We start from the raw sequence: 13,979 nt of genomic DNA on the forward strand, positions 1-13,979 counted from the left end.
GCGCGTCGCACGACTATGACCATTGGACATGGTGACGATCGGTGGCTGCCGATACACTCATGCTCTTTAGCTCCGATTTCCCGAGAGATGCCATGCGCCGTTATGGATCCACACCCACGTTTCTTGTCGCTGCGACCCTGACCGCCGTTGCCGGTGCGTTGTCGTCCGCCGCGATCCCGTCCGCCCATGCCGCCGAAGGGATGTGGGTTCCGCAGCAACTGCCCGAAATTTCAGGTCCGCTGAAGGCGGCTGGCCTCAAACTCACGCCCAAGCAGCTCAGTGATCTTGCCGGCGACCCGCTCGGCGCCGTCGTATCGCTGGGCGGGTGTACCGCCAGTTTCGTGTCGCCTCAGGGGCTCGTCACCACCAATCATCATTGCGCTTACGGCGCGATCCAGCTCAATTCGACGGCGCAGAAGAACCTGATCAGGGACGGCTTCAATGCCGCGACCCAGGCCGAGGAACTGACTGCCGGCCCGAATGCGCGGGTGTTCGTGCTCGATCGTATCGACGATGTCACGCCGCAAGTACGTCAGACCATCATGGCGGCGCCGGACGCGCTGGCGCGCAGCCGCGCCCGCGACACGATCGAAAAACGACTGGTCGCGGACTGCGAGGCGGTTCCGGGCTATCGCTGTCAGTTCTACAGTTTCGCCGGTGGCGCCAGCTACCGTCTGTTCCGCAACATCGAGATCAAGGACGTGCGCCTGGTCTATGCGCCGCCGAACAGCATCGGCAACTACGGCGGCGAAGTGGACAACTGGATGTGGCCGCGCCACACCGGCGACTTCGCGTTCTATCGCGCCTATGTCGGTCGCGACGGCAAGCCCGCCGCATATTCGCCGGACAACGTGCCGTACAAGCCGAAGCAATGGCTGAAGATCGCCGACAAGCCGCTTGCCGCTGGCGATTTCGTGATGGTCGCCGGCTACCCTGGCAGCACCAATCGCTATGCGCTGGCCGGTGAGTTCGACAACGCCGCCGATTGGACCTATCCCACCGTCAGTCGCCACAACAAGGCACTGGTCGCGATGATCGATGCCGAGGGCAAGAAAATCCCGGATATCGCCGTCAAGTACGCCAGCATCGTGCGCGGTTGGGAGAACACGCTCAAGAATTACGACGGTCAGCTCGAAGGCTTCCAGCGCATGGGCGCCTCCGGCATCAAGGCCAAGCAGGAAGAAGCCGTGCTGACGTGGCTGCGCAAGCGCAACAAGGCCGGCATGCCGCCCGCACTGGAAGCATACGAGACGCTGCGCGCGCTGCAGGCGCAGACCGTGGCGACCCGCGAACGCGATCTGGTGCTCGGGCGGCTCGGCGGCAACGGCGTGCTGAGTGCCGCAGTGCAGCTGTATCGCCTGTCGATCGAACGCGCCAAACCCGATGCCGAGCGTGAGCCCGGCTTCCAGCAGCGCGATTACGCTGGCATCGAGGGTGGATTGCGGCAGATGGAGCGTCGTTACCATCCGACGATGGACCGCGAGTTGATGCGTTACTGGCTCGATCAGTACGTGCGACTGCCGAAAGAGCAGCGTCTCCAGGCGATGGACGCGTGGCTGAAGGGCAGCGATGCCAAGGCGATCTCGGCGGTGCTGAAGTCGCTCGCCGCCACCAAGCTGGGCAACACCGATGAACGCCTGCGTTGGATGAACGCGGACCGCAAGGCTTTCGAGAGCAGCAAGGATCCTGCGATCCGCTATGCGGTAACCATGATGCCGACGCTGCTGCGGCTGGAAGAGGCGCGCAAATCGCGTGCCGGCGACAGCATGGTCGCGCGGCCGGTCTTCCTGCAGGCGGTGGCCGAATACAAGAAAAGCCGCGGTGAAGCGGTGTATCCCGATGCCAATGGCTCGCTGCGGATCACCTTCGGCAATGTCACGGGCTACGCCAAACGCGACGGCAGCAAACAGTTGCCGTTCACGCGCCTGGAGGAAGTCGCGCAGAAGGCGACCGGACAGGAGCCGTTCGATGCGCCGCAGGTGCAGCTCGATGCGATCCGCGCCAAGCGCTACGGCGGCCTGGCCGATCCGAAACTCGGCACGGTACCGGTGAATTTCCTCTCCGATCTCGATATCACCGGCGGCAACTCCGGTTCTCCGGTGCTGGATGCGCAGGGCAAGCTGGTCGGCCTGGCGTTCGACGGCAACTGGGAATCCGTCAGCTCCAACTGGGTGTACGACGGCACGGTCAATCGCATGATCTCGCTCGATCAGCGCTACATGCGCTGGATCATGCAGGAAGTGTTCCCGGCGCCGCAGCTGCTGCAGGAACTGGGCGTGCCTGCGAAGAAGTGATTGTCGGCGCATTTGCGCCGCAAGCGAAAACGGCGGCCTCGGCCGCCGTTTTCGTGTGCGCTGCGGATCAGTCCACGGGGTCGCAGATCGCGTAGCCGTTGGAATAGCGCGCGCTGGTCTTGCCCCAGGAAACGAATGTGCCGTTGCAATTGATCGCGCGGTAACCGATGGTCTTGCCGCTTGCATCGAAGTAGTAATAGAACTCGCCGTTCGACGTGGGGCCGGGGGCAGCGGCGATCGCCGCACCGATCACGCAGGCAGCGGCGAGAGCCAGCGCGATCTTCGCGCTGCGACGCTGGATCGAAGTTTTCATCGTGCGTTCCTTTTCTCTTGAAGTCCTGCCGGGGATTCCGGCCACCCGACTCTAGCGCCGCTCCGCTTCCGAAAACGTTATGTCCTCGGCAGTCTTCGCGAGTGATGCGTTCAGATTCCGGGCGATGCCTCGTTCAGGCGGGCAGGGCATAGTCGAAGGTATAGAGATGCTTGCCGTCGACGATGTCGATCGCGAGCGTGCCGCGCAGCCCGGTCAGTGCTTCGGTGCCGGAATCCGGGACCACCGACACGATCAGCGACGGTGTGCCCCGATCCATGACTCCGGTGTGGTGCATGCAGAACGCGCCGGCACGCCCCTCGAGCGTGCCGACGATGCGCTCCACCGCCACGTATGCGGCAGAGCCCGGTGTCGGTGTCATGACCGCGAGCATATGCACGACGCTGATGGCGTCCAGCGGCCCATGGAACATCTTGTCGAAGCGGTTGTGCATCGCTTCCATGCCATCGCCGAGGTCGCAGCCGGGTTCCGCGCTGCGACGGACGTCGAACTCGCCTTTGACCTGGGGCATGCCCTTCTCCGATGATTTCGATTGCAAGAGCATGCCGTGTTCGAGAGGGGAGTGCGAGCGCCCTTTGCAGCACTGGCGTGGTCTGCTAGTCTGTCGGCTGTCGCGGATTCCCATGCCAGCCGGCCCCGTTTTCCGACACGCAGGTGACTGCCCTTCGATCGAACATGATCGTCCGGCATCCCCATTCAGCTACATCGTCAGCGTTGTGCCGGCTTGCAGGGCTCCGCGGGATACCTTCCCCACTAGGAGCTGACGATGAAAGTACTGGCATGCGACGGAATCCACGAAGACGGTCTGGCGATGTTTCGCGACGCCGGTTGGACCGTCGAAATCTCCGATCCGATCAAAGACCCCGCCAAACTGGCCGTCGCACTCGCCGACGTCGATGCGGTGCTCGTGCGTTCGTCGACGCTGATCACGGCCGAATCCATCGAAGGCGCGAAGCAGTTGAAGGTGATCGGCCGCGCCGGTGCAGGCGTCGATACCATCGACGTCGATGCCGCCACGGCGAAGGGCATCGCGGTGATGAACGCGCCCGATGGCAACACGCTCGCCGCCGCCGAGCACGCGATTTCGCTGCTGTTTTCGCTGGCGCGCCATGTGCCCAAGGCCGACGCGGGCATGAAGGCCGGGTTGTGGCCCAAAGCCGGTTTGACCGGTTTCGAACTCGAAGGCAAGCGTCTCGGTGTCATCGGCCTCGGCCGCATCGGCAGCACCGTCGCGCGCAAGGCGCAGGGCATCGGCATGGATGTGGCCGCGTTCGATCCGTTCCTGCCGGCTTCGGCCGCGGGCAAAGGCAGCGTCGCGCTGAAATCGCTGGACGAACTGCTGGCGTGGGCCGACATCATCACCCTGCATATCCCGCGCACCAAAGAAACCACCAACCTCATCGGCGAAGCGCAGATGCGCGCGATGAAGAAGGGCGCGTATCTGGTCAACGCCGCGCGCGGCGGTCTGGTCGACGAAGATGCGTTGCTGCGCCTGCTCGACGAAGGCCATCTTGCCGGAGCCGCGCTCGATACCTTCGTCACCGAGCCGCTGCAGGCCGATTCGCCTTTGCGCGCGCATCCGAAGTTGATCCTCACCCCGCATCTCGGCGCATCGACGAGCGAAGCGCAGCAGGCGGTGAGCACGATCCTCGCGAAACAGATCATCGATTTCGCGGCCACCGGCGCGGTTGCCGGCTGCGTCAACCTGCCGCCGCTCACTGCCGAGGCCGCGCGTGAAGTGGGACCATGGATGCCGCTGATGTCGTCGCTCGGTCGCCTTGCGGTGCGTCTGGTGCGCGCGCCGACGCGTCTGGAAATCACCTATGCCGGGCGGACGGAAGCGCTGGACACCCGCCCGCTGACGCGCCTGCTGGTGGCGGCGTTGCTCGGTACATCCTCGGGCCGCGTCACCCCGGTGAATGCGCTGCAGGAAGCCGCTGCGCGTGGATTGACGGTGGCCGAAACCGTCGGCGGCGATGGCGACGGTTTCGATCGTCTGCTGCGCGTGCGCGTGGTCGGCGACAACCGCACCCGCGAGATCGAAGCCACGCTGCATCGCGGTCCGCGCGTGGTGCGCCTGGACGGCGTCGAGATCGAATTCGATCCGCTCGCGCACGTGCTGTTGATGCGCAACGAGGATCGCCCCGGCATGATCGGTCAGGTCGGTTCCCAGCTCGGCGCGGCTGGCGTGAACATCATCAACTTCGCGCTGGGTGCCGCCGGCGATGGCCAGGCGCGCGCCGCGATCACCGTCGACAAGCCCTTGACCGATGCACAGATCGCGGTACTGAAAGCAGTGCCGGGCGTGTTGTCGATCCAGCAGGTCTGAGGCGGAGATCTCCATGCGCATCCTCCTCGCACGTCACGGCGAAACGCCGTGGAACGCCGAAGGCCGCTATCAGGGCCAGGAAGACATCCCACTTTCGCCCGTGGGCGAAGCGCAGGCGCGCGCGCTCGGTGCGCGGCTTGCCGACGTCCGCATCGATCGCGCGGTCGCATCGCCGCTGGTCCGCGCGAAAACCACCGCCGAGTTCGCGCTCGGAGATCCGCGCAAATCACAGCTGATGACCGATGCCGGCCTGATGGAAATCGCGCATGGCACGTGGGAAGGCCTGCTTGCCAGCGAAATCCGCGATCGCGATGGCGAACGCCTGCAGGCGTGGCGCGACGCCCCCGACACCGTGCTGATGCCCGGTGCCGGAGGCGAATCGCTGCAGATGGTCTTCGATCGCGCGTGGCCGGCATTCGCACGCGCCACCGAAGGCCTCGGCGACGATGACACCCTGCTGGTGGTCGCGCACGATGCCGTCAACCGCGTGCTGCTGTGTCGTCTGCTCGGCATTCCGTTCGCGAAGCTGTGGACGTTCCGCCAGGCGCCGACCACGCTGAATCTGCTGGAAGGCCCGGATGTCGAACGGCTCGACATCGTCCGCCTCAACGACTGCGCGCACCACACCGCGCTGTTCGGCGAAGCGGTGCATCGGGCGTTGTAAAGCGATCCATCCTGTAAAGCGATCCATCCTTCGCTCGTGGCGTTTTCTTCTTCCTTCTCCCCGTGAAACGGGGAGAAGGTGGCCGAAGGCCGGATGAGGGGCGCTTTCAAGGCACAGCTTTCCCCCGCGCCGCTTCCCACAATGCGTACCACGCATCGCGCGGCAGCGGTTCGGCGCAGGCATGCACCGCATCGCGGAGTCGTTCGATCTTCGTGCTGCCGATGACCACACGCGTTGACGGCAGCGACGCCACCCAGCGTAGCAGCAGCGATGCGGCATCAAGCCCGAATTCGCGGCTCATCGTCTGCAGACGCTCGTACACGCGACCGCCGATCTGCGACTGCGGATCGAGCAGATCGCCGCCGCCGAGCGGCGACCACGCCTGTACTTCCGCACCCCGTGCGCGGGTTGCGCTGTGCGTGCCGTCGTCCAGCGCTGCGCTGTTCGCGAGCGACAGCTCGATTTGATTCGCGACCACCGGCAGATGCACGTCGAACAGCGCGATGGCATGCGCATCGACATTGGACACGCCGAAGTCGCCGACATGGCCTTCGCGTTGCTCGTAGCGCACCCAGTCCGCGATGGCGGCAGGCTGCAGATGCGGATCGAAGCGATGCAGCATCAGCGTGTCGACGCGATCGGTATGGAGCGCGGACAACGTGCCGCCGAGCGTGCGTTGCAGATGTTCGACCGAAAGATCGTAGTGCTGCACACCGCGCGGGTTGTCCGGGCTGCTGGTCATGACGATGCCGATCTTGGCGATCAGTTTGAATCGCGCGCGCAGCCCCGGGCGCAGCGCGAACGCGGCGCCGACCAGCGCATTGGTGGTGTGGCCGCCGTAGATGTCGGCCAGATCGAGGGTGTCGATGCCGAGATCGAGCGCGGCTTCCAACAGCTCGGCCACGGCCTGCGGCGACAGCCGCGCGCCCCATTCGCCGAAGCGCATCGAGCCGAGGATCGGGGTTGTGTTCGACATCTGTGATCTCACGATGGCCGCAGGGGCAGGGCATCGCGATAATAGCCGCATGACAACCCGCACCCTCTCCGATTGGCTCGGCTACATCGAGCGCCAGCACCCGAAAACGATTGCAATGGGACTGGAGCGCGTTCGCGCCGTCGCCGAACGCATGGCGTTGCCCAGGCCCGCGCGCCATGTCATCACGATTGCAGGCACCAACGGCAAGGGCTCGACGGTCGCGTTCATCGAAGCCATCGCCCGCGCTGCGGGTTGGCGGGTCGGCGCCTACACCTCGCCGCATCTGCTGCGCTACAACGAACGCGTGCGCATCGATGGCGAAGACGTCGACGACGCATCGCTGGTCGCCGCGTTCGAGGCGGTCGAAGCCGCGCGCGGCGACGCTGCGCTCACCTATTTCGAATACGGCACGCTCGCCGCTTTGTGGCTGTTCGCAGGCCGCGATCTGGATATTGCCATTCTCGAAGTCGGCCTCGGTGGCCGACTCGATGCGGTGAATCTTGTCGATGCCGATGTCGCCGCGATCACCACGGTCGACCTCGACCATCAGGATTGGCTCGGCGATACCATCGAGACCATCGGCCTCGAGAAGGCGGGCATCGCCCGCGCCTGGAAGCCGCTGGTGCTGGGCGACGACGACCCGCCGTCGAGCGTGCTGGGCCATGCCTATGCCATCGGTGCATCGGCGGTGCGGATCGGCTGTGATTTCTTTTTCGAGCGCATCGAAGACGATCCGCAGCACTGGCGCTGGCGCGAGATCGGCTGCGAACTCGAACTGCCGATGCCGCAGCTGGCCGCGCCGGTGCAACTGCGCAATGCCGCCGTGGCGATCGCCGCGCTGCGTGCGCTGCCGGTGGATCTGCCGGAGGCTGCGTTCATCGCGGGTGTGCGCGATGCGCAGATCGCGGCGCGGCTGCAGCGGTTCGTGCGCGACGGCGTCGAGATCGTGGTCGATGTCGGCCACAACCCGCAGGCGGCGCGTGCGTTGGCGGCGTGGCTGGAGGCGTCGCCGGTCGCCGGCCCCACGCACGCGGTGTTCGCAGCCTTGGGCGACAAGGATATCGCCGGCGTGATCGCGGCGCTGGAAGGGCGGATCGACCGCTGGTGGCTGGCCGGACTGGCCGATGCCGGACCGCGCGGGCTGAGCGTGGATGCGTTCGCCGAACGGCTCGCGGGTACGGCAGCGGCGGATGGGGTCCGGTGTCCCGAAGTCGCGCATGCCTTGGCCGCCGCGCGTCATGAGGCTGTCCCGGGCGCACGGATTCTGGTGTTCGGCTCGTTCCATACCGCCGCCGCCGCGCTGGACGCGCTCGCCACGGCCTGAACGATACGTGCGCCGCTGCCCGGTCGGTCGTGCCCGGGGCCGGCGTATAATTCGCCCGCTCCCTCTTCCTCCGGATGCCGATGGACACTGGACTCAAGCAGCGCCTCATCGGCGCCGCCGTACTCGTTGCCCTTGCGGTGATTTTCCTGCCGATGCTGGTCAAAGGCCCGGCGCCCGACAGCGGCGTCTCGGACGTGTCGATCAAGATGCCCGACGGCCCGGAAGGCGAGCTCGAAACCCGTGAGTTGCCGCTGGTCATGCCCGGCGAAGTACCCAAGGGTGGTGCGGTCGGCATGGATACGACGCCGGTCGATCGGCCATCCACCGCTACTGCGCCCACGCCCACGACGGCAGCCGCTGCCGACCCGGCCGCGACCGGCGCCGATCAACCCGTGTCCTCCGATCCCGCAGCCACCGCATCTGCACTGCCTGCCACCGCTGCCGGCGGCGACTACGCCGTGCATTTCGGCGCGTATGCCAGCCAGAAGGGTGCCGACACCGTGGTCGCGTCGGCCAAGGCCGCGCAATTGCCGGCCTACAGCGAAGCCACGACCGTCAACGGCAAGCCAGCGTTCCGGGTGCGCATCGGCCCATACGCGACCCGGGCCGAAGCCGAATCGGTGCGATTGAAGGCGCTCGAAGTGCGCAGCGATGTGCCGGTGAAGGTGGTGACACTGGATGCCGAGCCTGCGCCGGCAGTCGCCCCGCCACAGCCAGTGGCTGCGGCTGAAACGCCGAAGCCAGTCGCTGCGAAGCCGGAGCCCAAGCCGGCCGAGACGAAGCCGGTTGCCGCGAAGCCAGCGGTGGTCAAACCGGCCGAAACGAAGCCTGCGCAAACCAAGCCTGCAGTGCCCGCGAAGCCGCCGGCACCGAAACCCGCCGTCGCGCCGCCCGCAGCCGCCAAGGTCGGATTCGCGGTGCAGCTCGGTGCGTTCAGCGACGCCGCCGAAGCCGGTGCGATGCGCGAGCGCCTCCGCGCCGCCGGCTTCACCGCCTTCACCGAGGCGGTGAACACCGACAAGGGCAGACTGACCCGCGTGCGCGCCGGCCCGGTGCTGGACCGTGCCGCAGCCGATCAGCTGAAGTCACAGATCAAAGCGAAAACGGGCATCGACGGTATCGTCCGCCCGCATCCGTAAGTTTCACGTCCGCAGTTTCACGTCCGCCCGTTCGCGACCGCTCTTCCCGGAGTCAACATCATGTGCGGCATTCTCGGCATCGTCGGTACGTCCGACGTCGCGGCAGCGCTCTACGACGGGCTGACCGTGCTCCAGCATCGCGGCCAGGACGCTGCAGGCATCGCCACCGCCAACGGCACCCAGGTGCGCCTGCACAAGGGCAACGGTCTGGTGCGCGACGCGTTCGACGCGAAAGCGATGGCATTGCTGCAGGGGCGCGTGGGCATCGGCCACTGCCGCTATCCCACTGCCGGCAGCGAAGGCAGCGACGAGGCGCAGCCGTTCTACGTGAATTCGCCGTTCGGCATCGCGCTCGCGCACAACGGCAACCTGATCAATACCGACACGCTGCGGCGCGAAGTCTTCGAGCAGGATCGCCGCAACGTCAACACCGAATCCGATTCCGAAGTGCTGCTCAACGTGTTCGCGCACGAACTGGACAAGCAGCGCGTGCTCACGCCCGACGCCGCGTTTCGCGCGGTCGAAGGCGTGACCCGCCGTGCGAAGGGCGGTTACGCGGTGGTGGCGGTGGTGCTCGGCCTCGGTCTGGTCGCATTCCGCGACCCGCACGGCATCCGTCCGCTGGTGCTGGGTCGGCGCGATTCCGACGCCGGCAGCGAATATGCGGTCGCTTCCGAATCGGTGGCGCTGGACATCCTCGGCTTCGACCGCGTGCGCGACATCGCGCCAGGCGAAGCGGTGGTGATCACCCCGCGCGGCGAGCTGTATTCCCGCCAGTGCGCCGATGGCGAGCTGCGGCCGTGCATCTTCGAATTCGTGTATTTCGCGCGACCCGACTCGATGATGGACGAGATCTCGGTGCACAAGGCGCGCATGCGCATGGGCGTGACCCTCGGCGAGAAGATCCTGCGCCTGCGCCCGAAGCACGACATCGATGTGGTGATCCCGATTCCCGACACCTCCCGCGACGCCGCGCTGGAAATCGCGAACACGCTCGGCGTGAAATACCGCGAAGGCTTCATCAAGAACCGCTATGTCGGTCGGACCTTCATCATGCCGGGGCAGGGCGAACGGGTGAAATCCGTGCGCCGCAAGCTCAATCCGATTCCATTGGAATTCCGCAATCGCGTCGTGCTGCTGGTCGACGATTCCATCGTCCGCGGCACCACTTCGCAGCAGATCGTGCAGATGGCGCGCGATGCCGGCGCGAAGAAGGTCTATCTCGCCTCCGCCGCGCCGCCGGTGCGTTTCCCGAACGTTTATGGCATCGACATGCCGTCGCCGGAAGAACTGGTCGCCCACGGTCGCACCGAGGAAGAGGTGCAGACCCTGCTCGGCTGCGATTGGTTGATCTACCAGGACTTGGCCGATCTCGAAGCCGCCGTCGCCGGCCCGAAGTTTCCCGGCAGAAAGTTCGACAGCTCCTGTTTCGACGGCGAATACGTCACCGGCATCGAGCCCGGCTACTTCGAGCGCATCCAGCAACTGCGTTCGGACGAGGCGAAGAAGAAGCGGCGGCTGGCGAGCTGACCTCACTTCTGTGGGAGCGGCGGGAGCCGCGATGCTTTTGCATCGCGAAGGGGATAAGAAAAGCCTGTCGCCGCTCCTGTAGTAGCCATGGATACGATGTTCACGCATGAATTCATTATTCAACGCCGCTGACGCCTGTCTCCACGCTTCGGCGCCGGAGGACAAGATCGCGCGTACGTTCGCAACAGCGGACGCCTTCTTGCGCGGCGAACTTGTCATCGTCGACAACGCGCCATTGCCCGAACCGATCCGCATGCCCGGGCGCCCTGGGCGACCTGAACTCGTGCATCCGCGCGAACTGCCGCGTCGCGGGTTCGGCAGCACCGAAGGCCGCGCGGCGTTCGTCCATTCCATCGCGCATATCGAATTCAACGCGATCGATCTTGCGTGGGATGCGGTCTATCGCTTCCGCGAGATGCCGCATGATTTCTACGCCGACTGGGTGAGCGTCGCCAACGACGAAGCCCGGCATTTCACGATGCTGCGCAAGCGGCTCAATGAATTCGGCCACGACTACGGCGATTTCGACGCCCACAACGGCTTGTGGGAAATGGCCGAGAAGACCGCGCACAGCGGACTGGAACGGATGGCGCTCGTGCCTCGCGTGCTGGAAGCGCGCGGCCTCGACGTGACGCCGGGCATGATCGCCAAGCTGCGCCAGATCGGCGACGATGCCACCGCCGATATCCTCGAAATCATCCTGCGCGAAGAAGTGGGCCATGTTGCCGCAGGTTCGCGCTGGTACCGTTGGTGCTGCGAACGAGAAGGCGTGGAACCGGAAGCGACGTTCCGTCGCCTGTTGACCGAATACGGTCGCGGCGTGCTCTACGGTCCGTTCAATCTCGAAGCGCGCAGCGCGGCCGGCTTCAGCGAAGCGGAATTGATGGCATTGCAGAGTGCGGTCGAAGGCGTTTTGTAGGAGCGGCGCGAGCCGCGATGGGCAATGGTGCGCGCGTCGAGTGTTCGATCGCGGCTCGCGCCGCTCCTACAAAGGCAATGCCGACAATTGCATGCCGCCTGCGTCGGCGCGCAGCACCGAGCCCTGCGTATACCAGTCGCCGAGCACGATACGCTCGCAGTTCCGGCCATCGACATCGAGCACATGGATCGCAGGACGATGGGTGTGGCCGTGGATGATCGTATCGATGCCGTAGCGGGCGAACGTTTCGCGGACCGCATCGGCCGATACATCGGTGACCGCCTCGAACTGCGCGCGGTCGTCCTGCTTCATCGCCTGCTGCCGCTGCTGGCTTGCCGTGCGTGCCTGCGCGGCGAACGCCAGGCGCGCGGCCAATGGCTGCGCGAGGAACTGCGCGCGCCACGCCGGGTCGCGGGTCTGCGCGCGGAACGCCTGATAGGCATGATCGTCGGTGCACAGGGTGTCGCCGTGCATCAGCAATACCGGCTTGCCATGGAGCATGATCACCGCGTTTTCCGACAGCAGCGTGATGCCTGCGCGCCGCGCGAAATCGCGCCCGACCAGGAAATCGCGATTGCCGTGCTGGAAATACACCGGCACGCCGTTGTCGGCCAGTGCGCGCAGTTTCGAGGCGACGAATGCGCCGGGTTCGGATGGATCATCGTCGCCGACCCAGGCCTCGAACAGGTCCCCGAGGATGTACAGCGCATCGGCGCCGCGGGCCTCGCCGTCGATGAAGTCGCCGAACAGACGGGTGATCTCCGGGCGCTCGGAATCGAGGTGAAGATCGGAAATGAAGAAAGTGGCCATGGGGGAATTGTAGTGGCCGGGCGGTGAGCAGTGAATGGAAGCGCGTAAACCACTGTCATCCCGAACCCCTGCTCCATCGGGGTGAGGGACCTGCTTTTTGTGTGTCACAGGAAGCATGAAAGCAGGTCCCCCGCCTGCGGCTCGGGATGACAGGATTTGCTGCTGACGTCGAAGGCCGGAATACACCTGCCGGAACAGGTAAAATTCGGCCTTTCCCGCGCCCCGGCACCAACCGAATGACCATCCGCACCCGCTTCGCTCCCAGCCCGACCGGCTATCTGCACATCGGCGGCGCCCGCACTGCGCTCTACTGCTGGCTCGCTTCGCGCCACAGCGGTGGCCAGTTCGTGCTGAGGATCGAGGACACCGACCAGGAGCGAAGCACCCAGGGCGCGATCGATGCGATTCTCGACGCGATGGACTGGCTGGGTCTGGGCTACGACGAGGGCCCGATCTACCAGACCCAGCGGCTTGATCGTTACCGCGAAGTCGCCGAGCAGATGGTCGCCGCCGGCACCGCCTACTACGCCTACGAGACCAAGGAGGAACTCGATGCCATTCGCGAGGCGGCGATGGCGGCGAAGCAGAAGCCGCGCTACAACGGCGCGTATCGCGAGCGGAATGCCGGTTTCCGCGACGATCCCAACCGGGTGATCCGCTTCAAGAATCCGCTCGACGGCGTGGTGTCGTGGGACGACAAGGTGAAGGGGACGATCGAGTTCGCCAACACCGAGCTCGACGACCTGGTGATTTTCCGCTCCGATGGCTACCCGACCTACAACTTCGCGGTGGTGGTGGACGATGTCGACATGCGCATCACCGATGTGGTGCGCGGCGACGACCACGTCAACAACACGCCGCGACAGATCAACATCTATCGCGCGCTGATTCAAATGGGCGTTCCCGCCCTAGTGCCGAATTTCGCGCACTTGCCGATGATTCTCGACGAGAGCGGCGCCAAACTGTCCAAACGCACCGGCGCCGCCGACGTGATGCAGTATCGCGATGGCGGCTATCTGCCGCATGCGCTGCTGAACTATCTGGTCCGCCTGGGCTGGTCGCATGGCGACCAGGAAATCTTCTCGATCGACGAGATGATCCGTCTGTTCGAGTTGCACGACGTGAACCCCAGCGCGTCGCGACTGGACATGGCCAAACTCGGCTGGCTCAACCAGCAGTATCTGAAGAGCGACGATCCGGCAGCGGTCGCGCGACATCTCGAATGGCATCTGCAGCAGCAGGGCTACGATCTGTCGCAGGGCCCGGCCCCGGCGGACGTGGTGGTGGCGCTGCGCGATCGGGTGCAGACCTTGAAGGACATGGCCGAACGCGCCGGCATCTGGTACCGCCCGCTGACCGAATACGACGAGGCGGCGGTCGCCAAGCATCTCAAGCCCGAGACTGCGGCAGCGCTGACCGATGCCCGCGACCGCTTCGCCGGGCTCGACACCTGGACGGCCGACAGCGTGAGTGCCGCGCTGCATGCCACCGCCGAGGCGCTGGGGGTGGGCATGGGCAAGGTCGCGCAACCGATGCGGGTGGCGATCACCGGCACCCAGGTGAGCCCGGACATCTCGCACACGGTCTATCTGGCCGGGCAGGCGCAGGCGGTGGCGCGGATCGACGTCGCCTTGGCGAAGATCGCAGGCTGAACATCGCCCGC

Annotated in this window: 12 protein-coding genes; 8 read left to right on the top strand and 4 right to left on the bottom strand. The window is 65.6% G+C overall.

The annotated features are described in order from the left end of the window. Positions 1 to 92: 92 nt before the first annotated feature. Positions 93 to 2,294, top strand: coding sequence for a S46 family peptidase (locus HOP03_13025; protein ID NOT89091.1), 2,202 nt, complete (start codon positions 93 to 95; stop codon positions 2,292 to 2,294). Between the two features lie 67 nt (positions 2,295 to 2,361). Here the strand turns inward: HOP03_13025 and HOP03_13030 are convergent, their stop codons facing one another. Together HOP03_13030 and HOP03_13035 are read right to left on the bottom strand one after the other, a co-directional pair. After that, positions 2,362 to 2,607, bottom strand: coding sequence for a hypothetical protein (locus HOP03_13030; GenBank protein NOT89092.1), 246 nt, complete (start codon positions 2,605 to 2,607; stop codon positions 2,362 to 2,364). Between the two features lie 133 nt (positions 2,608 to 2,740). Beyond that, positions 2,741 to 3,136, bottom strand: a complete 396-nt coding sequence (locus HOP03_13035; protein NOT89093.1) for a DUF3224 domain-containing protein — start codon at positions 3,134 to 3,136, stop codon at positions 2,741 to 2,743. 255 nt (positions 3,137 to 3,391) lie between these two features. Between HOP03_13035 and HOP03_13040 the strand changes: the two genes are divergently transcribed. Beyond that, complete coding sequence (locus HOP03_13040; GenBank protein ID NOT89094.1) at positions 3,392 to 4,954, top strand: phosphoglycerate dehydrogenase; 1,563 nt, start codon at positions 3,392 to 3,394, stop codon at positions 4,952 to 4,954. Positions 4,955 to 4,967: 13 nt separating this feature from the next. Next, positions 4,968 to 5,618 carry a histidine phosphatase family protein gene (locus tag HOP03_13045; GenBank protein NOT89095.1) on the top strand — a complete coding sequence of 217 codons (651 nt, stop codon included), beginning with the start codon at positions 4,968 to 4,970 and terminating at the stop codon, positions 5,616 to 5,618. Positions 5,619 to 5,724: 106 nt separating this feature from the next. Here the strand turns inward: HOP03_13045 and HOP03_13050 are convergent, their stop codons facing one another. Beyond that, a complete protein-coding gene (locus HOP03_13050; protein ID NOT89096.1) occupies positions 5,725 to 6,594 on the bottom strand; it encodes a hypothetical protein in 870 nt (289 codons plus the stop codon). Positions 6,595 to 6,643: 49 nt separating this feature from the next. Here HOP03_13050 and folC point away from each other — a divergent pair, with 49 nt between their 5' ends. The 4 genes from folC to HOP03_13070 all read left to right on the top strand — a co-directional run bounded on the left by folC (position 6,644) and on the right by HOP03_13070 (position 11,506). Next, positions 6,644 to 7,918 carry a bifunctional tetrahydrofolate synthase/dihydrofolate synthase gene (folC, locus tag HOP03_13055; protein ID NOT89097.1) on the top strand — a complete coding sequence of 425 codons (1,275 nt, stop codon included), beginning with the start codon at positions 6,644 to 6,646 and terminating at the stop codon, positions 7,916 to 7,918. A gap of 80 nt (positions 7,919 to 7,998) precedes the next feature. Then, positions 7,999 to 9,057 (top strand): sporulation protein, encoded by a 1,059-nt coding sequence (locus HOP03_13060; GenBank protein NOT89098.1) that lies wholly within the window; start codon positions 7,999 to 8,001, stop codon positions 9,055 to 9,057. 60 nt (positions 9,058 to 9,117) lie between these two features. After that, entirely contained in the window at positions 9,118 to 10,587 is a 1,470-nt protein-coding gene (gene purF, locus HOP03_13065; GenBank protein NOT89099.1) for an amidophosphoribosyltransferase, read from the top strand. A gap of 106 nt (positions 10,588 to 10,693) precedes the next feature. Continuing rightward, entirely contained in the window at positions 10,694 to 11,506 is an 813-nt protein-coding gene (locus HOP03_13070; GenBank protein ID NOT89100.1) for a ferritin-like domain-containing protein, read from the top strand. Positions 11,507 to 11,572: 66 nt separating this feature from the next. Here the strand turns inward: HOP03_13070 and lpxH are convergent, their stop codons facing one another. Further along, on the bottom strand, positions 11,573 to 12,316 hold the full coding sequence (gene lpxH / locus HOP03_13075) for a UDP-2,3-diacylglucosamine diphosphatase (GenBank protein ID NOT89101.1): 744 nt from the start codon (positions 12,314 to 12,316) through the stop codon (positions 11,573 to 11,575). Positions 12,317 to 12,552: 236 nt separating this feature from the next. Here lpxH and gltX point away from each other — a divergent pair, with 236 nt between their 5' ends. After that, a complete protein-coding gene (gltX, locus tag HOP03_13080) occupies positions 12,553 to 13,968 on the top strand; it encodes a glutamate--tRNA ligase (protein ID NOT89102.1) in 1,416 nt (471 codons plus the stop codon). Positions 13,969 to 13,979: the final 11 nt, after the last annotated feature.

It is taken from the genome of Lysobacter sp., from assembly GCA_013141175.1.
Taxonomy (GTDB): Bacteria; Pseudomonadota; Gammaproteobacteria; order Xanthomonadales; family Xanthomonadaceae; genus Lysobacter_I.